Origin of the sequence: Nocardia yunnanensis, assembly GCF_003626895.1 — a bacterium.
Lineage (GTDB): Bacteria > Actinomycetota > Actinomycetes > Mycobacteriales > Mycobacteriaceae > Nocardia > Nocardia yunnanensis.
Map to the genome: position 1 here is coordinate 1,003,103 of NZ_CP032568.1, position 24,248 is coordinate 1,027,350.

Here is a 24,248-nt window from a genome sequence, read left to right on the forward strand (position 1 = left end):
GAGATCTAGCGCGCGGCGGCGGGCTGCTTGAGGGCGGTCATGGCGATGATGTCGCGCTGCACCTCGTTGGTGCCGCCGCCGAAGGTGAGGATCAGGCAGGCGCGGTGCATGCGCTCGAGCCGGCCGCGCAGCTGCGCGCCCGCCGAATCCTGGCGCAGGTAGGCCTGCGGGCCGAGGATCTCCATCAGCGCGCGATAGGACTCGGTGGCCAGTTCGGTGCCGTACACCTTGGTGGCCGAGGCGTCCCACGGGCGCGGCGCGGCGTCGCCGCCCGCATCGGCGCGCGAGGCGATCTCCCAGTTGGTCAGCTTCAGGTACTCGACCTTGGCGTGCACGCGGGCCAGGCTGATTTGCACCCATTCCTGGTCGATGACGCGAGAACCGTTGGCGGCCTTGGTATTGCGCGCCCACTCGGTGACCTGCGCGACCGCCAGCGCCAGCGGCGCCGAGGAGGTCAGCGCCACCCGCTCGTGGTTGAGCTGGTTGGTGACCAGCGCCCAGCCGCCGTTCTCCGGGCCCACCATGTCGGAGTCCTTGGCGCGGACGTCCTGGTAGTAGGTGGCGGAGGTGTCGGGCCCGGCCATGGTGTGCACCGGCGTCCAGGAGAAGCCCTCGGCCGTGGTCGGCACGATGAACATCGAGATGCCCTTGTGCTTCTTGGCGTTCGGGTCGGTGCGGGCGGCCAGCCAGATGTAGTCGGCGTAGGCGATCAGCGAGGTCCACATCTTCTGCCCGTTGATCACCCACTCGTCGCCGTCGCGGACCGCGGAGGTGCGCAGCGAGGCCAGGTCGGTGCCCGCGCCCGGCTCGGAGTAGCCGATGGCGAAGTGCAGTTCACCGGCGGCGATCTTGGGCAGGAAGAACTTCTTCTGCTCCTCGGTGCCGTAGTGCATGATCGTCGGCGCGACCGAGTTGATGGTCAGGAACGGCACCGGGGCGCCGGCGATGGCGGCCTCGTCGGTGAAGATCAGCTGGTCCATGGTGGACCGGTCCTGCCCGCCGTACTCCTTGGGCCAGCCCAGCGCGAGCCATCCGTCGCGACCCATCTCGGCGACGACCTCGCGGTAGACATTGCCCTCGCCGTATTCGCCGGTCTGCGCCGAAAGCGCTTGCCGCCGTTCGGGAGTGATGAGCTTGGTGAAATAGTCACGTAGCTCGGCACGCAGCTGTTCCTGTTGCGGCGTGTAGGCGATACGCATAGCAGTACCGTGTCCTTTCTGCCGCGCCTGCGGCGCGGCGGGTTCGCGGCCCTGGAGGTCTCGTTCTTCCCTCCCTCCGCTCCTCCGCTTCGCTCCCCCGCTCCGCTCAGTCCAGAACGAGACGGGCCGCGAACCGTCGGTGTCGAGGCGATCATGGCATATCCACTGAAACTTGTTCCAGTATGACCCGGATGTCGGGCCTGATGCCTGACGAATTCGAGGCACGCTTGTTAGGCTCGGGAACAACCTGTGGACAAGGAGAGAAACATGAAGGTCATCGTCGACTTCGACCAGTGCGAGGCCAATGGAATCTGCGTCGGAATCGCCCCTGACGTCTTTGATCTCGATGACGACGACAACCTGTTCGTCAACGAGGCCGAGGTCACCGAGGCCAACCGCCGCGATATCGAGTCGGCCGTGGCGCAGTGCCCGAAGGCCGCGCTGAAGCTGGTCTGAGCGCATGCTTGCCCGGCGCGTGGAACACGTTCTAGAGTCGGCCGCGTGAGTGCTTCTGATGTAAGTCTTTCCGGCCGGGTTGCCATCGTCACCGGCGCGGGCGCCGGGCTGGGCCGCGCCGAGGCCCTGGAGCTGGCCCGGGCCGGCGCCTCGGTCATCGTCAACGACCTGACCGAGAACGACGCGGTGAGCGCGACCCTCGCCGACATCCGGGCGCTGGGCGCGAAGGCCGAATTCGTCGCCGGCAGTATCGCCGAACGAGCCACCGCCGACGCGCTGATCCGGACCGCCGAGGAGACCTTCGGCGGACTGGACATCGTGGTCAACAATGCCGGGATCACGCGGGACAAGATGCTGTTCAACATGTCCGACGAGGATTTCGACGCGGTCGTCGCGGTCCATCTGCGCGGGCACTTCCTGCTGACCCGCAATGCCGCCGCGTATTGGCGCGGTAAGTACAAGGAGACGGGCGCGCCGGTCTACGGCCGGATCGTCAACACCTCCTCGGAGGCCGGTCTGCTCGGCCCGGCCGGGCAGGCCAATTACGGTGCGGCCAAGGCCGGTATCACCGCGCTGACCCTGTCCGCGGCCCGCGCGCTGGAGAGCGTCGGCGTGCGCGCCAACGCCATCGCGCCGCGCGCCCGCACCGCCATGACCGAGAAGGTCTTCTCCGCGGCTCCCGACGAGGGCCCCGATCCGCTCTCGCCCGATCATGTCGCGCGTCTGGTCGCCTACCTGGCCTCCCCGGCCGCCGAGGCCATCACCGGCCAGCTGTTCGTCGTCTACGGCCCGATGGTGGTCCTGATGGCCGCGCCCGTGGTCGAACAGCGCTTCGACGCCGAGGGTGAATGGACCCGCGAGGGCCTCGCCGCGAGCCTGGGCGGCTATTTCGCCGAACGCGGTTCGGACGCTTCGTTTTCCGCTTCCTCACTCAAGGATCTGGGCTGAGGGTCACCTCAGTAATCCCCGCCGGAGGCTGTGAGTTTTCGCAGACACGCGCCCGCCTCCGGCGCTGCGGTTGATCACGGGATCGATCGTTGGTAGGAATGGGGATCAACTATGTGTGTCGGCTCACACTGTCGCGCACCCATGACGGTTAGGCTGGCATGAACACGTTCTCGAAACTGGTCACCAGTTCAGAAAGAACGCCAGTTCAAACCGTTGAAACCTTCCCGAACCGTATGAGAACGTGTTCTAATCTTCGAGCGGGACCGAGATCACATTCAGATCTCGGTTGCTATCGCTAGGCAGGGGCAGGAGGAATAGCGAGAATGAATGAAGTCCTTGCCGTACCGCTGCGGGCGGTCGGAGGGTTCTTCGAACTCGCCGGTGCAGTAGCCCGCGCCGTGGTACGGCCCCCGTTCCAGCGACGGGAATTCATCGACCAGGCCTGGTTCGTCGCCAGAGTCTCCATGTTTCCCACGCTGATGGTGGCCATTCCGTTCACCGTGCTCGTGGTTTTCACTCTGAACATTCTTTTGCGAGAGATCGGAGCGGCCGACCTTTCCGGCGCGGGCGCGGCCTTCGGCGCCATCACGCAGATCGGCCCGATGGTCACGGTGCTCATCGTCGCCGGCGCGGGCGCGACGGCCATCTGCGCGGATCTGGGCGCACGCACCATCCGCGAAGAGATCGACGCGATGAAGGTGCTCGGCATCGATCCGGTGCACCGCCTGGTGGTGCCGCGAGTGCTGGCCTCGATGTTCGTGGCCTTCCTGCTCAACGGCCTGGTGTCCGCGATCGGCATCCTGGGCGGCTTCGTCTTCTCGGTCTACCTGCAGGGGGTCAACCCCGGCGCCTTCGTCAACGGCATCACCCTGCTGACCCACCTGCCGGAGCTCGTCATCTCCGAGGTGAAGGCCATGCTGTTCGGTCTCGTGGCCGGACTGGTCGCCTGCTACCTGGGGCTGAACGTCAAAGGCGGTCCCAAGAGCGTCGGTGACGCGGTCAATCAGACCGTCGTCTTCGCCTTCATGGCACTGTTCGTCATCAACGTCGTGATGACCGCGATCAGCATCAAGTTCGCGGCGCGGTGATCATATGGCATTTGTGATCCAGTCTCGTTTTCCCAAGGTGACCAAGCGCTTTCGACGCTTCACCGAGGCGCTCGATTCGGTCGGCAAGCATGCGGTGTTCTACGCGCGGTCGATCGCGTCGGTGCCCAAGGCGCTGGTGCACTACCGCACCGAAACCATCCGGCTGATCGCCGAGATCTCGATGGGCACAGGCGCGTTGGCCGTCATCGGCGGCACCGTCATCATCGTCGGCTTCCTGACCCTGGCCGCGGGCGGCACCATCGCGGTGCAGGGCTACAGCTCGCTCGGCAATATCGGCGTCGAGGCCCTGACCGGCTTCTTCGCGGCCTTCATCAATGTTCGTATCGCGGCGCCGGTTATTTCGGGCATCGGCCTGGCGGCGACGCTGGGCGCGGGCACCACGGCACAATTGGGTGCCATGCGCGTCTCCGAAGAGATCGACGCCCTCGAGGTGATGGCCATCCGGCCGGTCCCGTTCCTGGTGGGCACCCGCATGCTGGCGGGCATCATCGCCATCGTCCCGCTGTACTCACTGGCGGTGATCGCGTCGTTCATCGCGAGTCGCTTTGCGACCGTGGTGATCTACGGCCAATCGGGCGGTGTGTACGACCACTACTTCTCGACCTTCCTCATCCCCAGCGACATTCTCTGGTCCTTCGCACAGGCGATCATCATGGCCATGGCGGTCATGCTCATCCACACCTACTACGGCTATCACGCCGCGGGCGGACCGGTCGGCGTCGGCGTGGCGGTAGGTAATGCGGTGCGGGCCTCGCTGATCGCAGTCGTCTCGGTGACGCTGCTGATGTCGCTGGCCATCTACGGCACCTCCGGCAATTTCCATCTCTCCGGGTAGGGGCGGGACGACATGGTCCAACAGCAAGGTGGAATGGTGAGCCCGATCGGCTCGCCATTCGTCCAGAAACCAAGGCCGAAGCACTATCTCGAACAGGGGTGGGTGATTCGGCTGGCCGGTCTGGGCATGGTGCTCGCGCTGGTCGCGGCCGTCGTGATCTGCCTGGTGACCTTCGCCGGCGGCTTCGACGACACGGTCAAGGTCACCGTCGCGTCACCGCGCGCCGGCCTGGTCATGGACAAGGACGCCAAGGTCAAGATTCGCGGTGTCGAGATCGGCCGGGTCTCCGGGATCACCGACACCGCCGACGGCGCGCGCATCGAACTGGCCGTCGACGCGGACAAGTTGAAGATGGTGCCCGCCAACGCCACCGTCGACATCAATTCGACGACCGTGTTCGGCGCCAAGTACATCAACTTCGTCGAGCCGCGGAATCCGTCGTCCGATTCGCTCGCGGCCGGGGCGGTCGTTCAGGCCGGTTCGGTAACCGTCGAATTCAACACGCTGTTCCAGCATCTCAACGATGTGCTCGCGAAGGTCCAGCCGGAGAAGTTGAACGCCACCCTGACCGCGCTCGGTCAGGCGCTCGACGGGCGGGGCGACAAGATCGGGCAGCTGCTGGTCAACAGCGACGAATACCTGCGCGACATCAACCCGAGTCTGCCCGACCTGCAGCGTGACCTGCGGACGTCGGTCGGCGTCACCAACCTCTACGCCGATACCATGCCGGACCTGTTGCACACCACCGGAAATGTGGAGGTCACGGGCAAGACGATCACCGACGAGAAGGCCAACTTCGATCGGGTGCTGCTCGACGTCGTCGGGCTCGACGACCAGACCGGCGGCGTGCTCAAGGACAACCAGCAGCAGCTGGTCACCGCATTGGATCTGTTGCGGCCCACCACCCAACTGCTCAACGAGTACAACCCCGCGCTGTACTGCCTCGTCGTCGGATCGGCCGACGCGCTGCCGGTCGGCAACCGCATCTTCGGCGGCGACGCCCCCTGGGTGACGTTGAACGCCGGCCTGCAGCCGGGCGGCACCCCGTACGAGTACCCGAAGGACTTGCCGAAGGTGAACGCCACAGGTGGCCCGCATTGCGAGAACATCCTCGACCGTGTGCCGGGCAGCCATGCCAACTATCTCGTCACCGACACCTCGGAGGGTGAGGTGTGGACGCCGTCGACGAGCACACATCTCAACGGCCCCAAGGTGTTCCAGTTGCTGTTCGCCGGAATGCCGGGGGTGCCCAACCCATGAGGTTCAAACTTCACGCGAGCACCGTGAAACTGTCGATCTTCACGCTCGTCATGGTGTTGATCCTGGCCGGCCTCGGCGTGATCTTCAGCCAGATGCGGTTCGCGCGCTCGACCGGCTACCACGCGATCTTCACCAGCTCGTCCGGGATCCTGCCGGGCGCGAAGGTGCGCATCGCCGGCGTCCCGGTCGGTTCGGTGTCGAGGGCGTACGTCGGCAAGGACCATCTGGCCCACATCGACTTCGATATCGACCACCAGTACCGGATCTACCGCAGCACCAATGCGGCCATCCGCTACGAGAACCTCACCGGTGACCGCTATCTGGAACTGATGGACGGGCCCGGATCCGCGCAGGCGCTCGACCAGGGCGCGACGATCCATGTCGAGCAGACCAAGCCCGCACTGGATCTCGACATGCTGCTCGGCGGGTTCAAACCCTTGCTGCGCGGCCTGAACCCGGAACAGGTCAACGACCTGACCGGTGCGCTGCTGCAGGTCTTCCAGGGCCAGGGCGGCACGCTGGTCTCGCTGCTCAACAGCGGCGGCTCCTTCAGCAAGACGCTGGGCGACCGGGACGCGTTGATCGGCAGCGTGATCGAGAACCTGAAGACGGTGCTGGCCACGATCGACGATCGCAACGCGGACTTCGCGACCACGCTCAACGAATTGCAGCGCCTGGTCAGCGGCCTTGCCGCGGACAAGGATCCGATCGGTGACGCGCTGCCCCGCCTGGCCGGCGCCACCGGTGATCTCACGACGCTGTTGCAACAGGTGCGCCCGGATCTGAAGGGGAACATCGACCAGCTCGGCCGGCTCTCCACGAATCTGGACGACAAGAAGGACGACATCCAGAACGTGCTGAACATGCTGCCCGAGACCTACAAGAAGCTGATTCGCATCGGCTCCTACGGCTCGTTCCTGAATATGTTCGTCTGCGGTGCGAACTTCCTCGTCGACGGCCCCGACGGCAAGACCCAGCAGGTCAACTTCATCGGTGGTCAGCACACCGGGAGGTGTGCCGAATGAGCGAGCAACGTTCCCCATTGATCAATGTCGGCGTGATCGGCATCGTGCTGGCGGTGACGGTCTGCCTGGCCTCACTGCAGTTCGATCGCCTGCCCTTCATTCGCTCGGGCGCCGAATTCAACGCCTACTTCGCTGACGCGGGCGGTCTGCTGCCCGGGGATCCGGTGCAGGTGGCCGGTGTTCGTTCCGGCCGGGTCGAAGCCGTGAAGCTGGACGGCGCGAAGGTCAAGGTGCGCTTCACGCTGGACGAGTCGATCGTGCTGGGCGTCAAGACCTCCGCGGCCATCAAGACCAATACGCTGCTGGGGCGTAAATCGCTCGAACTGCTGCCTACCGGCGACGGCGCGATCCACGCGGGAGACGCGATCCCCTTGGACCGCACCACCTCTCCGTATTCGCTCAACGACGCTCTCGGCGATCTGGCCACCACCGTGAAGGGCCTCGACACCGATCAGATCAACAAGACGCTGGACACGCTGTCGGAGGCGTTCACCGATACGCCCGGACCGCTGCGCTCGGCGCTGGACGGCATCACCCAGCTCTCCCGCAGCCTGAACAACCGGGACAAGGCGCTCACCGATCTGCTCTCGCACGCGCAGAACGTCACCAAGGTACTGGGTGACCGTGCGGTGCAGATCAATTCGCTGCTCGTCGACGGCAATTCGCTGCTCGGTGAGCTCGACGCCCGCCGGACCGCGATCAGTCAGTTGATCGTGTACGTCAACGGCCTGGCCACGCAGCTGTCCGGGTTCGTCAAGGACAACGAGGAACAGCTGAAACCGACCCTGGACAAATTGAATTCGGTGCTGAATCTGCTCCAGACCAACAAGGACAACATCGGCAAGGCGCTGACCGAGCTCGGCCCCTTCGAGGCCGCGCTGGGCGAACAGGTCGGCAGTGGACCGTACTTCCAGGCGTACCTGTCCAATGTGGACTCGCCCATGGTGCAAACGCTGGTCGACGCCATGGTCTGGCCGCAGCACCTCCCCGATTCGCTGCAGGCGTATCTCAACGGGGGGATCACCATTCAGCCCGCGACCCCGGGAGCGCCGCGATGAACGCACTACGCAAGGCGCCCCGCTGGGCGCGCCTGGTCGCCGCCGCACTCGTGGTCGTGGTCGCCGGATGGCTGGTCTACGGACTCGTGTCCGACATCGGCAAGAAGCACATCACCGCGTACTTCCCGTCGACCGCCGGGCTCTACGCCGGTGACGAGGTGCGGGTACTCGGAGTCCGGGTCGGCCGGATCGATTCGATCCAGCCCGGCAAGGACCGGGTGACGGTGAAGCTCACCGTCGACCGGGGCATCGATCTGCCGTCCGACGCCAAGGCCGTGATCATCTCGCCGTCCCTGGTGTCGGCGCGCTTCATTCAGCTCGCGCCCGCGTACACCGGCGGCGCGAAAATGGCCGACGGCGCGTCCATTCCGATCGAACACACCGCGGTGCCGGTGGAGTGGGACGACATCAAGGCGGAACTGACCAAACTGTCCAAGGCCCTCGGCCCGATCGGTGAGGACAAGCAAGGCTCCTTCGGTCGCGTCATCGACACCGCCGCCGCGAATCTCGGCAATGGCAATGCCCAGGCGTTCCGGGACACGCTCAAGGAGTTGTCCAGCACGCTGACGACCCTGTCCGACGGCCGGACCGATCTCTTCGGCACCATCCGCAATCTGCAGCAGTTCGTCGACGTGCTGTCCAAATCGAACGATCAGATCGTGCAGTTCGGTGGCCGATTGGCCTCGGTGTCCTCGGTTCTCGCGAACGTCTCCACCGATCTGGGCAGCGGGCTGGACAATCTGGATTCCGCGATCGCCGATGTGAAGCGGTTCCTGGACGAGCGCGGCGGCGCGCTGACCGAGAGCGTGCAACGGCTGTCGGACGCCACCCAGGTGCTCGCCGACAAACGGCCCGAACTCGAGAAGATCATGCACTCCGGTCCGACCGCGCTGGCGAACTTCTATCAGCTCTACAAGCCCGCCCAGGGCACCCTGACCGGAGCCCTGTCCGCGCCGAACTTCGGCAATCCCATCGCGTTCCTGTGCGGTGCCGTCGAGGCGGTCGGCGCCAATCAGGCCGACAAGAGCGCGGAGCTGTGCAAGCAGTATCTGGGCCCGGTCCTCAACTCGCTCATGATGAATTACCCTCCGCTGCTGCTGAATCCGGCGACGGAACAGAACGCCTTCCCGCAGCAGCTCACCTACAGCACGCCTGATCTGGCCAACCAGGCTCCGGCCGCGGGACCGGTGTCCGCGCCGTCGCCGCAATCGCTGCCCGACCTGCTGCTTTCCGGAGGTGGACGATGATGAGCCGCAGGCGAATTCGCGTCGCGAGCGTGGCGATCGGCCTGACCGCCCTGCTCGGTGTCAGCGGATGCGAATGGGACGGCCTGAACACCGTCTCGATGCCCGGCGCCGCCGGCACCGGGGACGGCGCCTGGCAGGTCCGCATCGAGATGCCGAATGTGACCATGCTGACCCGTAATTCGCCGGTCATGGTGAACGACGTGACCGTCGGCAGCGTCACCAAGATCGAGCTCGAGAACTGGCACGCGGTCGTCACCGTGGGCCTGAACAAGGGTGTCAACCTGCCGGCCAATGCCATTGCGCGCATCGGTCAGACCAGTCTGCTGGGCAGCAATCACGTCGAGCTGGCCGCGCCGACCGATACCGCGGCTCAGGGCAGGCTGAAGGACGGGGACGTCATTCCGCTCGATCGGGCGGGCGCGTACCCCACCACCGAGCAGACGTTGTCCTCACTGTCGGTCGTGCTCAACGGCGGCGGCATCTCCCAGGTGGAAACCATCACCCGGGAACTCGACGCCACCTTCAAGGGCCGCACCGACGCGATCCGGGATCTGCTGCCGCAGCTGAATCAGCTGACGACCACGCTCGATCAGCAGACCGGCGACATCATCGCGGCCATGAGTGGGCTCGATCGTTTCGCGGGCGTGCTGGCGCAGCAGAAGGACGATGTCACGGCCGCCATCACGAACATCCATCCGGCCCTGACCGTGCTCGCGGACCGTCGCGAGAACATCACCAAAGCCATTACCTCCCTGGGGGATCTGAGCGATGTGGTGCAACGGATCATCGACCAGGGCGGCGACAACCTGAAGGCCGACCTCGCCAACCTGCAGCCGGCGCTGAAGTCGCTGGCCGATACCGGTGGCAAACTGGCCGACTCGCTGCAGTGGCTGCTGACCTTCCCGTTCCCGATCAAGAACATCGACAAGGTCATCAAGGGCGACTACATGAACCTGTGGATGACCGTCGATCTCACTGGCGCACGGCTGGATTCGAACTGGCTGACGGGCACCCCGGCGGGCGGGTCGCTGGGCGGCGCCCAGGCCACGCTGGGCTACGGGATACCCCCGACGGCGCTCGGCAAGGGTGATCCGCTCTCGGATCCGCTCAAGCCGCCGGCGCAGTCGCAGTCACCGACCCCGACCATCCCAGGGCTGCCGCCGATTCCGGGCCTGCCCGCGATTCCGGGGCTCACCGTGCCGAACACGCAGCAGGGGGACGGCGGGCGATGAAGCTCTCCAAATTCGTCAAAGTCCAGCTGGCCATCTTCTCGGTGCTGACCGTGATCGGCCTGTCCGTCATGGGCGGCAACTATGTGAAGTTGCCGGCCATGTTCGGCATCGGACGCTACGGGGTGACGGTTCAGCTGGCGGCCACCGGCGGCCTCTACGAGACGGCGAATGTGTCCTATCGAGGCACCAATGTCGGAAAGGTCAAGGCGGTCACGCTCACCCCGGCCGGGGTCGACGCCAAGCTGTCCATCGAAAGCGGCTTCAAGATCCCCGCCGATGTCGAGGCGTACGTGAAGAGCGTCTCGGCGATCGGTGAGCAGTACGTCGATCTGGTGCCCGCCGACGCGCCCGCCGGTGGCAATCTGCACGACGGTTCGGTGATCCCGGTGGAGCGCACCAAGCTTCCGCAGGACGTCGGCGACATGCTCGATCAAGCCGACCGGCTGCTGTCCACCGTGGCCGGCACCAAGCTCGCCGAGGTCATCAACGACTCCTTCGTCGCCTTCAACGGCGCCGGTCCGGATCTGCAGCGGATGCTCGACTCCGCCTCGCTGCTGGTGCAGGCGGCCAAGGACAACACCGCGCCGACCAAGGACCTGCTCGACAAGATCGGCCCGCTGCTGGACACGCAGAACCAGTCCGCGGGCTCGATCCGGGAGTGGACCCAGGACCTGGCCACCGTCACCGACCAACTGCGCCAGCATGATCCGGCGCTGAAGTCGATCCTGCAGAACACTCCGGCCACCATCCAGACGGTCAACAAGACCTTCCAGGATCTGAAGCCGACACTGCCGATCCTGCTCGCCAATATGGTGAGCGTCGGACAGGTCGGGGTGACCTACCACTCCGGTCTCGAACAGATCCTGGTCATCTACCCGCCGCTGCTCTCGGCGCTCCTGACCTCGATTCGCGGACCGGTCGAGTACGGCGCCATGGTCGACTTCATGCTCGGGCTCAACGACCCGCCCGGGTGCACCACCGGCTTCCTGCCGGCCGATCAGCGGCGCTCGCCCGCGGATCTCAGTCCGGCCGACACACCCGACAACCTCTTCTGCAAGGTGGCGCAGAACGCCAAGGAGGCGGTGCGCGGCATTCGCAATACCCCGTGCATGGAAGTTCCGGGCAAGCGCGCCCCGTCTCCCGAACTGTGCCGCGACCCCAATGGCTATGTGCCCGAGGGCGACAACCCGCCCTTCGGCGCTCCGCGTCCGGTCGACAACAACGGCCAGCCGATCGATAAGCTCCTCGGTAACCAGAGCGCGCCGTTCATCGCGCATTCGGATCCGAAAACCGGCACCTTCGTCGGACCCGACGGGCGCGTGTACCGTCAGGGGAACGTCAACGCAGATGGCACCCCCAAAGTGCCGTCGGGTTGGCAAGATCTGCTTCAGGAGCCAGCACCGTGAGCGAAAACCCAGCAAGCCGAAATCGCAGTCGGCGGCGCGTCGTTCGGCAAGCCGGGCCGCCCGCTGAGGACGAGCGCACCGGGATCGAGGTCAAGGAGACGGTCGTCCCCTCGGCCGTTGATGCCGAGGCTCCCGCCGCCGACGAACCCGCCGCCGTCGAACCCGCCGCCGTCGAACCCGCCGCCGTCGAGCTCGCGGTCGCCGAGGTTGCGGAGACCGGCACCGAGGCGGCTGCCGAAGTCGGCACCGCTGCCGTGGATTCCGAGGCCGTCCCCGCGGGCGAGTCGGCGGTGGTGGTCGGTGAACCGGCCCTCGACGCGACATCGGACGAGGCCGAGGACTCGGCCGGAGACGATGCGCCGAAGTCGCGGATCAGGCGGCTGACCAGCTCCCTCGGCCGGCTCGGCACGGCTGCAGCGATCGTCGCGCTGATCTCGACCCTGGTTTTGCTGGGCTCCGGTGGCGTCTTCTTCTACCACCAGCACCGCGCGGACGCCCTCAACGATCGACGCGCGGAGTACATCCAGGTCGCCAAGCAGGCGTACATCAATATGGTCACCGTCAGCGACGCCTCCAGCGGCCCGGACATCGACCGCCTGCTGTCGGTCACCGGCGGTGGGCTCAAGGACGATCTCTCGCAGAACCGCGACGACATCAAGAAGTTCTTCGAACAGCTGAAGGTGCAGTCGTCGGGCAAGGTCGTCGCCGCCGCGATCGAGAGCGACGACGCCGATTCCGCGAGCGTGCTGTTGCTGGCCCAGCAGACGGTCTCCAACGCCGCCTCCAACGGCCCGATGCAGCGGGACTATCGCGTCCGGGTACACGTGGCCCGCACCGGCGGCACCGTGTCCGCCTCGTCTCTGGAGATGGTGCCATGAAGTTCGACAAGCGCTCGCTGCTGATCGCCGTCGCCGCACTGCTGTTCGTCGCCGCCGTGACCGTCGGATCGCTGACCGGATACCGATTCTGGTCCGATCGGCAAGCCGAACAGAACCGGACCTCCGCGGTCGCGGTCGCCCAGAACACCGTCGAGGAATTGTTCTCCTACGATTTCGACACCGCCGACAGCGCACTGCCGAAGGTCGCCGACAAGCTGACCAGCGGCTATCGGGACTCCTATCTGAAGGTGATCCACGACCAGGCCATCCCGACGGCGAAGGAGAAGAAGCTCTCCGTCCAGACCGTCGTACACGCCGCCGGCGTGATCGCGACGACCCGTGACTCCGCCACCGTCCTCGTTGTCGCGAACCAGCGATTCACCCGCAGCGATTCTCCCCAGGAGACGATCACGAGCGACCGCCTGCAGGTGGAGCTCACCAAGAAGAGCGGCAACTGGCTCATCTCGGACATCAAGACACTCTGAGTCTTTCCCTGAGCAGCCGAACGCCCCGGCCGAAAGACCGGGGCGTTCAAGCTTTTTCGGCGACCTAGCGGCTGATGTCCGGGTCCACGTCGTCGTCGGTGAGCAGGGCGCTGCCGGCTACTCGGTCGGTGGCGAGGGCGTCGAGGAAGGCTCGGGCCCAGCGGTCTACGTCGTGGGTGAGGACTTGGCGGCGGAGGGAGCGCATGCGGCGGCGGCGGGTGTCTCGGTCGTCGTCGATCGCACCGATCAGGGCGTCCTTCACGCTGTCGAGGTCGTGGGGGTTGCAGAGGTAGGCCTGGCGGAGTTCGGCTGCGGCGCCGGTGAATTCGCTCAGGACCAGGGCGCCGTTGAGGCCGCCTTGGCAGGCTACGTATTCCTTGGCCACCAGATTCATGCCGTCGCGGAGGGGGGTGACGACCATGACGTCGGCGGCTACGAAGAAGGCGACGAGTTCTTCGCGGGGGATGGGGCGGTGGAGGTAGTGGACCACCGGGTAGCCGACGCGGGAGAATTCGCCGTTGATGCGGCCCACCTGGCGTTCGATGTCGCCGCGCATCTGTTTGTAGGATTCGACGCGCTCGCGGCTGGGGGTCGCGAGCTGCACCATGACGGTGTCCTCGGGGTCGACGCGGCCGTCGTGCAGGAGTTCCTCGAGGGCGGCCAGGCGGATGTCGATGCCCTTGGTGTAGTCGAGGCGGTCGACGCCGAGCAGGATGGTTTTCGGATTGCCCAGTTCCGCACGGATTTTCGCGGCGCGTTCGCGCACGCTGCGGCGGCGGGAGTACTCGTCCAGCTCGGTGGAGGTGATCGAGATCGGGAAGGCGCCCACGCGCACGGTGCGGAAACCCACTTGCACCACACCGAGTTTCGAGCGCACGCCGACATTGCCGCGTGAAGTCGGCTGTCCGGCAAGGCGTCTGGCGAGGTACAGGAAATTCTGCGCGCCGCCGGGGAGGTGGAAGCCGATCAGGTCGGCGCCCAGCAGGCCCTCGACGATCTCGGTGCGCCACGGCATCTGCATGAACAGTTCCACCGGCGGGAACGGAATGTGCAGGAAGAAGCCGATGGTCAGGTCGGGGCGCAGCATGCGCAGCATCTTGGGCACCAGCTGCAGCTGGTAGTCCTGCACCCACACCGTCGCGCCCTCGGCCGCCACCTTCGCGGTGTACTCGGCGAAGCGGCGGTTCACCTGGACGTACGCCTGCCACCACTGGCGGTCGTAGACGGGCCGCACGATCACGTCGTGATAGAGCGGCCACAGCGTCGCGTTGGAGAAGCCCTCGTAGTAGTCGGAGACCTCGTCACTCGACAGCGGCACCGGATGCAGTTCCAGGCCGTCCTCGGTGATCGGGTCGAGATCGACGTCGGGGACGCCGGCCCAGCCGACCCAGGCGCCCTTGTTGTTTCGCAGTACCGGTTCCAGGGCGGTGACCAGGCCGCCGGGGCTGCGCTTCCAGCGGGTGGTGCCGTCGGGTAGTCGCTCCAGATCGACCGGGAGCCGGTTGGCGACGACTACGAAACCGGAACCTGAGCTGTCCGGGTGCACGGCCCTATTCGCCTCGCGTCGGACCGATGCCCAACATCGACAGCAGCATGCGGCATTCGTCGGCGTCGGTGGCGTAGGCGGCCACGACACGCTGCGCCTGGCGTGCGGTCTCGTCGGCGAGCGGTTCCAGATCGTCGTCCGCGATGTCGTTCGCGCCGGTCTTCGCGGCCATATCCATGTCCTCTCGGGGAAAGTCAACTCTCTGCGAGACGTCCATCGTATCCGTCAGGAAAGTTGGGACCGTGCCCTGCGGTCAACACGAGCCTTAACCGCAATCGTGAGGGTCGAAACATTCCGGCTTCGGATACCTATACGGTGAACGAACGTACGCGTCGAAGCACCTGATGAAGGGGTCGTAAGCATGCCGTTGGTGACGGTGAACGGAATCTCGCTGAACTACCAGGTCAAGGGAGACCGGTCCAAGGGCACCGACGTCAAGGGGGCCGGGCCGCTGGTCGTCATGATCATGGGCACCGGCAGCGGCGGGCGGGTGTGGGAACTGCACCAGGTGCCCGCGCTGGTCGCGGCCGGCTACCGGGTCTGCACCTTCGACAATCGCGGCATCGCACCGTCTTTCGAGTCGCCCACCGGGATGACCATCGACGATCTGGTGCGCGACACCGCCGCCCTCATCGAATTCCTGGACGAGGGACCGGCCCTGGTGGTCGGGCAGTCCATGGGCTCGCGGGTCGCGCAGGAGCTGTGCCTGGCCCGGCCGGATCTGGTCCGCAAGGCCGTTTTCATGGCGGGACACGCCCGGCTCGATCAGTTCCAGAAGACGTTGTCGCTCGGCGAGCACGAACTCGACGCCGCGGGCACCAAGCTGCCCGCCAAATACGAGGCCGCCATCACCGCCCTGATGAACCTCAGCCCGGCGACCCTGGCCGATCCGCACGCCGCGCGCGACTGGCTGGACCTGTTCGAATTCACCGGCGGCCCGGTCACTCCCGGCATTCGCGCGCAGCGCAAGATGGACCACGACTTCGACCGGGTCGCCGCCTACCAGGCCATCACCGTGCCGTGCCTGTCGATGGGCTTCGCCGACGATCGCATGATTCCGCCCTATCTTTCCCGCGAGGTCGCGGATATCATTCCGGGGGCCCGCTACCAGGAAGTTCCCGATGCCGGGCACTTCGGTTACCTGGAGCAGCCGGAGGCCGTCAACAAGATCCTGCTCGAATTCTTCGCGGCCTGAACCCGCTCGGTTCAATGAAGTGCAGGTAACCGCCCAGCGGTAACACCTGCCTTGCTAGGGTCGAATCAACGTCGGGGGCTCGTTCCAACACTGCGGTGGCTGGACGATCCGTCTACGTACTCCGTACAGAGCGCCAGTATCCAGTGAGGTGAAATGAGCACCAATCCCTTCGATGACGAAGACGGCCGGTTCTTCGTCCTGGTCAACGATGAGGAACAGCACTCCCTGTGGCCCGCCTTCGCCGAGGTTCCGGCGGGTTGGCGAGTCGTGTTCGGCGAGGACAGCCGCGCCGCGTGCGTCGAGTATGTCGAGAAGAACTGGACCGATATGCGTCCGAAGAGCCTGCGTGACGCCATGGCGGCGGACGACGCGGCACGTCAGGCGGCTCAGTCCTGACACCCTGCGGTTAGTCCGATACTGCGCGAACGGCTTCCGAACGCGGCCGGGTGAGGCGACATGCCCCGTCCGGCCGCGCTCCGGTCCCTAGCGCCGCATCGTTCCGACCGGGACGTCGGCTTTTCCGCGCAGCCGACGACCCCGGTTATGATGAGCCCGCATTTCCCGCCTCCTTAGCTCAGTGGTAGAGCACCGCTCTTGTAAAGCGAAGGTCGTCAGTTCAATCCTGACAGGGGGCTCGAGAGGCAGCTGCGCTGCCTGACCGACAGATCATGTGGGGCCGAGATACTCTCGGCCCCACATTTTTTGCGCCGGGTGGTGGCCCCCACGACCGTTCCTGGGGGTTCGGGGGCGAAGCCCCTGAGAGCATCGAGAGTTGATCCCTCCCAGGAAACTCCCAGGGAAGCGCCAGCTTTCTCGCGGGGGAAGCGCAGAATATGAGCCCATGACAGGTGTGCCCGCTGCGCAGCGTGAACCGGAGGCGAGGGTGCTCGTCGTCGACGACGAGCCCATGATCGTCGAGCTGCTGTCGGTCAGTCTTCGATATCAGGGATTCGAGGTCGCGAGCGCCGCCAGCGGCACCGAGGGGCTGGACAAGGCCAAGACCTTCCGACCCGACGCGCTGATCATCGACGTGATGATGCCGGGGATGGACGGATTCGGGCTGTTGCGGCGGCTGCGCGCCGACGGCATCGACTCGCCCGTGCTGTTCCTGACCGCGCGCGACGACGTGGACGACAAGATCACCGGGCTGACCCTCGGCGCCGACGACTACGTGACCAAGCCGTTCAGCCTCGAAGAGGTGGTGGCGCGGCTGCGAGTCATCCTGCGGCGCTCGGGCCGATCCGCGCCCGAGACCAAATCCTCGCGGCTGCGCTTCGCCGACATCGAACTCGACGACGACACCCACGAGGTGTGGAAGGCCGGGGATCCGGTCTCGTTGTCGCCCACCGAGTTCACGCTGCTGCGGTACTTCCTGGTGAACGCCGGGACCGTGCTGAGCAAGCCGCGGATCCTGGATCACGTGTGGCGCTACGACTTCGGCGGCGAGGTCGGGGTGGTCGAAACCTACGTGTCGTATCTGCGCAAGAAGGTCGACACCGGGCCCGAGCGGTTGATCCACACCCTGCGCGGGGTGGGCTACGTGATGCGAGAACCGCGCGGTAAGACGGCGGCCACGTGAGCCCGGCCGCGCTGGTGGCGGACAAGGGGTCGGCACGAACTCTGCGCGGCACGATCGCTCACCGGCTGGCGTCGGTCCCGTTGCGGACCACGCTGGTGCTGGCCCTGGTCTCGCTGGTGGGGTTCGGGCTGCTGGTCTCCGGCATCGCGGTCACCTCGCTAATGCGCAATGTGCTGGTCGAACGCATCGACCGACAGCTCTACGACGCCGCCCACAGCTGGGCCGCGCCCGGCGCGCAACGCCCCGAACCGCTGCCGACCGTGCGCGGCCGCGAACGCCCGCCGCATCTGTACTGGGTGCAGGTGCAGGACAACAGCGGGCAGACCACGCTGAGCCTGTCCGCGGGCGCGCAGCAGCCCGAGGTGCCGGCGGATCTGGACACCCGGCCGCGGACCGTCGGTTCGATCGGCGCGTCCAGCGAGGAATGGCGGGTGCTGCGGACGGTCAACGAGTACGGCACCAGCACCATCGCCCTGCGCATGGACGAGACGAACTCGTTGCTGGACAAGCTGATCGTGCTGCAGCTGGTGATCGGCGCGCTGGTGCTGGCGGCGCTGGCGGCGGTGGCGCGCATCGTGATCCGGCGCAGTCTACGGCCGCTGCGGGAGGTCGAGCGCACCGCCGCCGCCATCGCGGGCGGGGATCTGCATCAGCGAGTTCCCGTGCGCGGCACCGACACCGAGGTCGATCACCTCTCGCAGTCGCTCAACACCATGCTGACCCAGATTCAGCAGGCCTTCGCGGCCACCGAGGCGTCCGAGGAGGCGGCGCGGCGCTCGGAATCCAAGATGCGGCGCTTCATCGCCGACGCCAGCCACGAACTGCGCACGCCCCTGACCACCATCAAGGGGTTCTCGGAGCTGTACCGGCAGGGCGCCATCACCGATCCGGACATGCTGATGGATCGCATCGAACGCGAATCCAAACGGATGGGACTGCTGGTCGAGGACCTGCTCATGCTGGCCCGGCTGGACGCGCAGCGGCCGGTGGAACGACGGCCGGTGGATCTGCTCATGCTGGCCAGCGACGCCGTGCACAGTGCGCGGGCATTGGCGGCGGCACAGCATCCGGACGGGCCCGACCGCAAGGTGGATCTCGAAATCCGGCCTGGCCCCGGCACTCTGGAGATTCTCGGCGACGAGACGCGGCTGCGGCAGGTGCTGGCCAATCTGCTCAACAACGCGCTGGTGCACACCCCGCCCGAGGCGGAGGTGACGGTGCGGCTGACGCCGGCCGAGGCGGAGGTGCTGGTCGAGGTCGCCGATACCGGACCGGGACTGGATCCGGAACAGGCCGAGCGGGTCTTCGAACGGTTCTATCGCGCCGATGCCTCGCGCAGCCGGGAGAGCGGTGGCACCGGGCTGGGGCTCTCGATCGTGCAGGCGCTGGTGGCGGCGCATGCCGGGCGGGTGTCGGTGGCCAGTACGCCGGGCGCGGGAACGACTTTCACCGTGCGATTGCCGCGCGACGCGCGCTGAGCCGGGTGCCTGCCCGTCGGGAACGGGCACCCGGGCCGGCGGCTACTCCGGGACGTTCGCGCCGTAGCCCAGATCGCGCAGCGCCTGCTTGATCATGGCCTGGGCCTCGTCGAGGGACTCCTTGCTCGGTTCCGGGTTGGCGCTGGTGATGTCGAAGTTGCCGAGCTCGAAGGCCGGGAACACGTGCATGTGCAGGTGCGGCACCTCCAGGCCCGCGATGAGCAGGCCGGCCCGCGGGGCGTCCCAGGCGGCGCGCACCGCCTTGCCGATCTTCTGGGCGACGCCGTTCATGCGGGCGTAGACGTCGGGGTCGATGTCCTGCCACTGGTCGATCTCCTGGCGCGGCACCACCAGCGTGTGCCCCTGCGTGACCGGGGCGATCGTGAGGAAGGCGACGAATTCCTCGTCCTCCCAGACGAATCGGCCCGGCAGCTGACCGTTGATGATTGCGGAGAAAACAGAAGCCATGGCAGACATTCTGCCCTCCGCTGCGCTTCGGGCGGGTGCGGGGCGCTGAGGTCTGCGTGGACTGCTGGCCAGCGTGAACGCGCAGCCCTTTAAGCTGTTCGCCGTGCGCGTACTCGTCATCGGTTCCGGAGCCCGTGAACATGCCCTCGTCCTGGCGCTGCGGAAGGACCCGGCCGTGACCGCGGTGTACGCCGCGCCCGGCAACGCGGGCATCGCCCAGCACGCCGAAGTGCGTGCGGTGGACGCCTCCTCGGGGGCGGAGGTGGCCGCGCTGGCGCAGGAGCTCGAGGCCGATCTGGTCGTGGTCGGGCCCGAGGTGCCGCTGGTGCTCGGGGTGGCCGACGCGGTGCGGGCCGCCGGAATCCCGGCCTTCGGGCCGTCGGCGGAGGCCGCCAAGATCGAGGGCTCGAAGGCCTTCGCCAAGGACGTCATGAACGCCGCCGGGGTGCGGACCGCGCACAGCGAGATCGTCGACCATCCGGGCGAACTGGACGCGGCGCTGGATCGATTCGGGCCGACCTGGGTGGTCAAGGACGACGGGCTGGCCGCCGGTAAGGGCGTCGTGGTGACGACCGATCGCCTGGTGGCTCGCGATCATGGGGCCGAGCTGCTCGAGCAGGGGCACCCGGTGCTGCTGGAATCGTTCCTCGATGGACCCGAGGTGTCGCTGTTCTGCCTGGTCGACGGCGAGACCGTGGTGCCGCTGCTGCCCGCCCAGGATCACAAGCGCGTCGGTGACGGCGACACCGGACCCAATACCGGTGGCATGGGCGCGTACACGCCGCTGCCGTGGCTGCCGGCCGAGACGCTCGCGGCCATTGTCGACGATGTGGTGAAACCCGTTGCGGCCGAGATGGTTCGGCGCGGCGTGCCGTTCAGCGGGCTGCTCTACGCCGGTCTCGCCATCGGGCAGGACGGGCCCGCGGTGGTCGAATTCAACTGTCGCTTCGGCGATCCCGAGACGCAGGCCGTGCTGTCGCTGCTGGACAGCCCGCTCGGTGAGCTGCTGCACGCCACCGCCACCGGCACGCTCGACCAGGTGGCCGCGCCGCGCTGGAAGGACGGCTCGGCCGTCACCGTGGTGCTGGCCGCCGAGAACTATCCCGCGCGGCCGCGCAGCGGCGACGTCATCACCGGCGCCGAATCCACCGGCACCGGAATCGAATCCGAGGTGCTGCACGCCGGCACCGCCCAGCGTGAGGACGGCGCGCTGGTCTCCGCCGGCGGCCGCGTGCTCGCCATCGTCGGTCAGGGTGCGGATCTCGCCGAGGCGCGCAAGAACGCCTACGACCGCCTGGCCGGAATCAAACTGCCCGGCGGCCACTTCCGCACCGACATCGGCCTGGCCGCCGAGGAAGGCCGCATCACCATCCCGACCGCGGTCTGATCGCGAAGTCGAGACATCGCCCGCCCGAACCGAATTGGGGCGGGCGACAATCGAGCTGAATTGGGGCGGCCGTCGGCCGAGCCAGATTCGAGCGTGCCCGGGCTAGCCGACGATGATGCCGCGTTGGGCGAGCCAGGGCTGCGGGTCGACGTGCTGGCCGTTGATGATGATTTCGAAATGCAGGTGGGGGCCGGTCGAGTCGCCGCGGTTGCCGATGCGGGCGATCTGAAGTCCGGCGGGGACGCGTTCGCCGACCGAGACCGAGAAGTCGTACATGTGGCCGTAGACGGAGATGGTGCCGTCGTCGTGGCGGATGCGGACCCACAGGCCGAAGCCCTGGGCCGGGCCCGCGTCGATGACCGTGCCCGCGGCGACCGCGTAGATGGGGGAGCCCAGCGGGGCGGCGATGTCGATGCCCGCGTGGAAAGTGCCCCAGCGGGCGCCGAATCCGGAGGTGAACACGCCCTTCGCGGGGAGCGCGAAGCCGCCCGCGCCGGGGATCACGAAGCCGGGTGGCAGTGAGCTGTCCGGGGCCGGCGTCATCCAGGGCTGCGGCTGGCCGGAGACCGCGGCCGCCGCCTCCGCCTTGGCGCGTTCGAGGGTGGCCGCCGCGGCCGCCGACACCACCGCCTGCTCGCGCAGCCGCTCACCGTTGTTGATGGCGTCCAGATACCGCTTCGAGGTCTCGGGCGCGGCCTGGACCTGTAGCGGGTACTGCACCGGAATCCGCAGCGCCACACCGGGACTCACCGGTGCGTCGGTCGGAATCAAGCCCAGCGCCCCGTCCGCGCTCGCGAACACCAGCACCGCGACCATCCCCCCGATCAGCACCCGATGCTGAATGCTCCACGCGCGCGCCTTGGGCCACTCCCGCCGCCACAACTCTCGCGCCTCGTCCCGCGACCGCGGCCGCCGTCTCCACAACTCGAGAATCCGATCGCGCACGATCGGCACCGTGACCCGCAGCCAGTCCGCGGCACGTCCGAGCAGTACGACCAGTGCTCGCCACACCCCGTTCAGCGCCTGCCGAGTCCGCGACCGCCCAGCCTGCTGTCCCAGCTGCGCCCGCACACCCGGCACGAACCTGTCCGACCCCGCCCTGAACCCGCTGTCCTCGGCGCCCGACACCTTTGATTCGCCGTCGGTGCTCCGGACCTCGACTGCGCTGTCGGCGCCCGGGGCGATTTCGGCGCCCGCGAGCCCGCCGCGGCCGGAACTGCCCGGGCCGTCGGCATTCTCGATGTCCCGACGATCGCCGGCCTCGGTGCCGGAGGTTTCGGGGACAGGCGGAGTCGGCGGCCGGCGGCGGAGGACGGTTTGGACGAAGCGCTGCGCGGCGCGGGCGGGTTGGGGGGCCGGTGGGGTGGGGTGGGGCGGGCGTGGGTCGGCCGCCGGGGTGTTCCCGGTGGTTGCTGGTTCCCCCTGCACGGTGCCTGGTCGAGGCATTCGCGCGCCCTCCTCAGGCATTCGCACGGCCGTTCCCGGACAGGCGGTGCGGCGGGTGCTCTACCGTCTGTCGGGTGCGTATCGAATCTCGCCGGTCGACCATTCCACCTTTCTACGTGATGGACGTCTGGAAAGCAGCTGCTGAGAGGGCCCGGACACACGGAGATGTGCTGGTGCTGGCGGCGGGGCAGCCCTCGACGCCCGCGCCGCGGCCGGTGCTGGCGGCCACGAAGGCGGCGATGGACAGCGAATTGCTGGGCTATACCGAGACATTCGGGATCCTGGCGTTGCGGGAGGCCATCGCCGAGCATCACCGCGGCACCTACGGGGTCGAGGTGCACGCCGACGAGGTCGTGGTGACCACCGGATCGTCCGGCGCGTTCACGCTGATCTTCCTGGCCGCGTTCGATCCGGGGGACACCGTGGTGGTGGCGCGGCCGGGGTATCCGGCGTACCGGAACACCTTGGCGGCGCTGGGTTGTGACGTGGTGGAGCTGGACTGCGGTCCGGAGACCCGGTTCCAGCCGACCGTGGCCATGCTCGAGGCGCTGCCCGAACCGCCGGCGGGATTGATCGTGGCGAGTCCGGCCAATCCGACCGGGACCATGATCGCGCCGGACGAGCTGGCGGCGCTGGCCCGCTGGTGCGACGCGCACGGCACGCTGTTGATCTCCGACGAGATCTATCACGGCATCGTCTACGACGGCATCGAACCGACCGCCTCGGCGTGGGAGACCTCGCGGGAGTCGGTGGTGATCGGCTCGGTGTCGAAGTATTTCTCCATGACCGGCTGGCGGCTGGGCTGGATGCTGGTGCCGCAATCGCTGCGACCCGCATTGCAGCGCTTGGCCTCCAATATGACTGTGTGCCCTCCGGCTATCTCCCAGTTCGCCGCCGTGCACGCGTTCGGCGCGGAAGCCAAGACCGAACTGGACGGTCATGTGCGTCGCTATGCGGCAAACCGTCAGCTTCTGCTCTCGGGACTGCCCAAACTCGGCATCACCGACCTCGCCCCGGCCGACGGCGCGTTCTACGCCTACGCGGATATCGCTCACCTGACCCATGATTCGATGCGCTGGTGCACCGACGTGCTCAACGCGACCGGTGTCGCGCTCGCCCCCGGCATCGATTTCGACACCCGCAACGGACTGCACACCGTTCGCTTCTCGTTCGCCGGAGCGGGCGCCGACATCGAAGAGGCACTGGACCGGTTGGAACGGTATTTGGCCTGATCCGCCAAGCGGATTGAACGCGGTGGGCAAAATGCACACAGCGTCGAGGATGACTGGCACGATTGCACCGTGACCACTGCGACGACTCCGAAAGGCGAACGGCGTCGCCAAGCGCTGGTTTGTGCCGCCGCCGAGCTACTGCTCGAAGGCGGCTTCGAAGCGGTCCGGCACCGCTCGGTGGCGACCCGGGCGGATCTGCCGCTCGCGTCCACCACCTACTACTTCGAATCGCTGGAGGATCTGATCGCGCGCGCGGTCGAATTCTCGGGAAACGCCGAGCTCGAGGCCATGCGCCGCCGGGTCGGCGAGGTGACGCACCGCCGCCGCGGCGCGGACGCGACCGTCGAACTGGTGCTGGATCTGTTGGTGGGACCCGAGATTCAGGACGAGGACGCGCGCGGGCAGCTCATCGCCCGCTACGAGCGATCGGTCGCCTCGGCCCGGCATCCGGAGCTACGCGAGGTGCAGCTTCGACTACGCGCCCAGCTCGACGAGCTGCTCGCGGACGTGCTGCGCCGCTCGGATCGAATCGTGCGCGCGGAACAGGCCCGCCGCCTGGTGGCGGTCGTGGATGGGGCGGTGGTGACCGCGCTCGGTGAACTCGACCCGCAACCCCGCCGCATGGCGCGGGTCGCATTGCTCGAGATCATCGACATCGTCGCCCCACCCGCCTGACCTACGGCCCACCGCAACAACACCGCACAACATCCACCCACAAGGTTCGCGGCGCGTCTCGATTCTGGACCGAGCGGAGCGGGGGAGCGAAGCGGAGGAGCGGA

24 protein-coding genes and 1 tRNA gene are annotated in these 24,248 nt (G+C 67.1%); 20 read left to right on the forward strand and 5 right to left on the reverse strand.

Annotation, left to right across the window (positions count from 1 at the left end; translation table 11 throughout):
• Nucleotides 1–5 precede the first annotated feature (5 nt).
• A complete protein-coding gene (locus D7D52_RS04755; protein ID WP_120735223.1) occupies nucleotides 6–1,199 on the reverse strand; it encodes an acyl-CoA dehydrogenase family protein in 1,194 nt (397 codons plus the stop codon).
• A 267-nt stretch (nucleotides 1,200–1,466) separates the two neighbouring features.
• Between D7D52_RS04755 and D7D52_RS04760 the strand changes: the two genes are divergently transcribed.
• The 12 genes from D7D52_RS04760 to D7D52_RS04815 all read left to right on the forward strand — a co-directional run bounded on the left by D7D52_RS04760 (nucleotide 1,467) and on the right by D7D52_RS04815 (nucleotide 13,138).
• Nucleotides 1,467–1,655: a ferredoxin gene (locus D7D52_RS04760; protein ID WP_040803134.1), complete on the forward strand. Its 189-nt coding sequence runs from the start codon at nucleotides 1,467–1,469 to the stop codon at nucleotides 1,653–1,655.
• 45 nt (nucleotides 1,656–1,700) lie between these two features.
• Complete coding sequence (locus D7D52_RS04765; protein WP_120735224.1) at nucleotides 1,701–2,603, forward strand: 3-oxoacyl-ACP reductase; 903 nt, start codon at nucleotides 1,701–1,703, stop codon at nucleotides 2,601–2,603.
• Between the two features lie 323 nt (nucleotides 2,604–2,926).
• Nucleotides 2,927–3,691 carry an MlaE family ABC transporter permease gene (locus D7D52_RS04770; protein WP_120735225.1) on the forward strand — a complete coding sequence of 255 codons (765 nt, stop codon included), beginning with the start codon at nucleotides 2,927–2,929 and terminating at the stop codon, nucleotides 3,689–3,691.
• A 4-nt stretch (nucleotides 3,692–3,695) separates the two neighbouring features.
• Entirely contained in the window at nucleotides 3,696–4,547 is an 852-nt protein-coding gene (locus tag D7D52_RS04775) for an MlaE family ABC transporter permease (protein WP_120735226.1), read from the forward strand.
• A 126-nt stretch (nucleotides 4,548–4,673) separates the two neighbouring features.
• Nucleotides 4,674–5,807, forward strand: a complete 1,134-nt coding sequence (locus D7D52_RS04780) for an MCE family protein (protein ID WP_246023954.1) — start codon at nucleotides 4,674–4,676, stop codon at nucleotides 5,805–5,807.
• Nucleotides 5,804–6,832 (forward strand): MCE family protein, encoded by a 1,029-nt coding sequence (locus tag D7D52_RS04785; protein WP_120735228.1) that lies wholly within the window; start codon nucleotides 5,804–5,806, stop codon nucleotides 6,830–6,832. Before D7D52_RS04780 ends, D7D52_RS04785 begins: the two co-directional genes overlap by 4 nt.
• Nucleotides 6,829–7,890, forward strand: coding sequence for an MCE family protein (locus tag D7D52_RS04790; RefSeq protein ID WP_120735229.1), 1,062 nt, complete (start codon nucleotides 6,829–6,831; stop codon nucleotides 7,888–7,890). Before D7D52_RS04785 ends, D7D52_RS04790 begins: the two co-directional genes overlap by 4 nt.
• Entirely contained in the window at nucleotides 7,887–9,137 is a 1,251-nt protein-coding gene (locus tag D7D52_RS04795; RefSeq protein ID WP_120735230.1) for an MCE family protein, read from the forward strand. Before D7D52_RS04790 ends, D7D52_RS04795 begins: the two co-directional genes overlap by 4 nt.
• Entirely contained in the window at nucleotides 9,134–10,369 is a 1,236-nt protein-coding gene (locus tag D7D52_RS04800) for an MCE family protein (RefSeq protein ID WP_120735231.1), read from the forward strand. Before D7D52_RS04795 ends, D7D52_RS04800 begins: the two co-directional genes overlap by 4 nt.
• Nucleotides 10,366–11,775 (forward strand): MCE family protein, encoded by a 1,410-nt coding sequence (locus tag D7D52_RS04805; protein ID WP_120735232.1) that lies wholly within the window; start codon nucleotides 10,366–10,368, stop codon nucleotides 11,773–11,775. The genes D7D52_RS04800 and D7D52_RS04805 overlap by 4 nt, the downstream gene beginning before the upstream one ends.
• Nucleotides 11,772–12,653, forward strand: a complete 882-nt coding sequence (locus D7D52_RS37550; protein WP_162958161.1) for a hypothetical protein — start codon at nucleotides 11,772–11,774, stop codon at nucleotides 12,651–12,653. The genes D7D52_RS04805 and D7D52_RS37550 overlap by 4 nt, the downstream gene beginning before the upstream one ends.
• The gene (locus D7D52_RS04815) at nucleotides 12,650–13,138 is read left to right on the forward strand and encodes a h domain protein (protein ID WP_120735233.1); all 489 of its coding nucleotides are present in this window, start codon (nucleotides 12,650–12,652) and stop codon (nucleotides 13,136–13,138) included. Before D7D52_RS37550 ends, D7D52_RS04815 begins: the two co-directional genes overlap by 4 nt.
• A 64-nt stretch (nucleotides 13,139–13,202) precedes the next feature.
• Here D7D52_RS04815 and D7D52_RS04820 read toward each other — a convergent pair whose 3' ends face one another.
• Together D7D52_RS04820 and D7D52_RS37555 are read right to left on the reverse strand one after the other, a co-directional pair.
• The gene (locus tag D7D52_RS04820) at nucleotides 13,203–14,684 is read right to left on the reverse strand and encodes an alpha,alpha-trehalose-phosphate synthase (UDP-forming) (protein WP_120735234.1); all 1,482 of its coding nucleotides are present in this window, start codon (nucleotides 14,682–14,684) and stop codon (nucleotides 13,203–13,205) included.
• Nucleotides 14,685–14,688: 4 nt separating this feature from the next.
• Nucleotides 14,689–14,856: a hypothetical protein gene (locus D7D52_RS37555; protein WP_162958162.1), complete on the reverse strand. Its 168-nt coding sequence runs from the start codon at nucleotides 14,854–14,856 to the stop codon at nucleotides 14,689–14,691.
• Nucleotides 14,857–15,045: 189 nt separating this feature from the next.
• Here D7D52_RS37555 and D7D52_RS04825 point away from each other — a divergent pair, with 189 nt between their 5' ends.
• The 5 genes from D7D52_RS04825 (at nucleotide 15,046) to D7D52_RS04845 (ending at nucleotide 18,936) form a co-directional block, all read left to right on the forward strand.
• Complete coding sequence (locus D7D52_RS04825) at nucleotides 15,046–15,879, forward strand: alpha/beta fold hydrolase (protein WP_120735235.1); 834 nt, start codon at nucleotides 15,046–15,048, stop codon at nucleotides 15,877–15,879.
• A 153-nt stretch (nucleotides 15,880–16,032) separates the two neighbouring features.
• Complete coding sequence (locus D7D52_RS04830) at nucleotides 16,033–16,275, forward strand: MbtH family protein (protein ID WP_019931522.1); 243 nt, start codon at nucleotides 16,033–16,035, stop codon at nucleotides 16,273–16,275.
• Between the two features lie 167 nt (nucleotides 16,276–16,442).
• Nucleotides 16,443–16,514, forward strand: a tRNA-Thr gene (locus D7D52_RS04835).
• Nucleotides 16,515–16,720: 206 nt separating this feature from the next.
• Nucleotides 16,721–17,458, forward strand: a complete 738-nt coding sequence (locus tag D7D52_RS04840; RefSeq protein ID WP_120735236.1) for a response regulator transcription factor — start codon at nucleotides 16,721–16,723, stop codon at nucleotides 17,456–17,458.
• On the forward strand, nucleotides 17,455–18,936 hold the full coding sequence (locus D7D52_RS04845) for a sensor histidine kinase (RefSeq protein ID WP_281279166.1): 1,482 nt from the start codon (nucleotides 17,455–17,457) through the stop codon (nucleotides 18,934–18,936). The genes D7D52_RS04840 and D7D52_RS04845 overlap by 4 nt, the downstream gene beginning before the upstream one ends.
• A gap of 42 nt (nucleotides 18,937–18,978) precedes the next feature.
• On the opposite strand, the gene D7D52_RS04850 is transcribed toward D7D52_RS04845, so the two are convergent.
• Nucleotides 18,979–19,404: an HIT family protein gene (locus tag D7D52_RS04850; RefSeq protein WP_120735237.1), complete on the reverse strand. Its 426-nt coding sequence runs from the start codon at nucleotides 19,402–19,404 to the stop codon at nucleotides 18,979–18,981.
• 103 nt (nucleotides 19,405–19,507) lie between these two features.
• Between D7D52_RS04850 and purD the strand changes: the two genes are divergently transcribed.
• Entirely contained in the window at nucleotides 19,508–20,791 is a 1,284-nt protein-coding gene (gene purD / locus D7D52_RS04855) for a phosphoribosylamine--glycine ligase (protein WP_120735238.1), read from the forward strand.
• Nucleotides 20,792–20,893: 102 nt separating this feature from the next.
• Here the strand turns inward: purD and D7D52_RS04860 are convergent, their stop codons facing one another.
• A complete protein-coding gene (locus D7D52_RS04860) occupies nucleotides 20,894–21,757 on the reverse strand; it encodes a M23 family metallopeptidase (protein ID WP_425464656.1) in 864 nt (287 codons plus the stop codon).
• Nucleotides 21,758–22,311: 554 nt separating this feature from the next.
• Here D7D52_RS04860 and D7D52_RS04865 point away from each other — a divergent pair.
• Entirely contained in the window at nucleotides 22,312–23,469 is a 1,158-nt protein-coding gene (locus D7D52_RS04865) for a pyridoxal phosphate-dependent aminotransferase (RefSeq protein ID WP_187703112.1), read from the forward strand.
• A gap of 69 nt (nucleotides 23,470–23,538) precedes the next feature.
• Nucleotides 23,539–24,144, forward strand: a complete 606-nt coding sequence (locus D7D52_RS04870; protein ID WP_120735240.1) for a TetR/AcrR family transcriptional regulator — start codon at nucleotides 23,539–23,541, stop codon at nucleotides 24,142–24,144.
• Nucleotides 24,145–24,248: the final 104 nt, after the last annotated feature.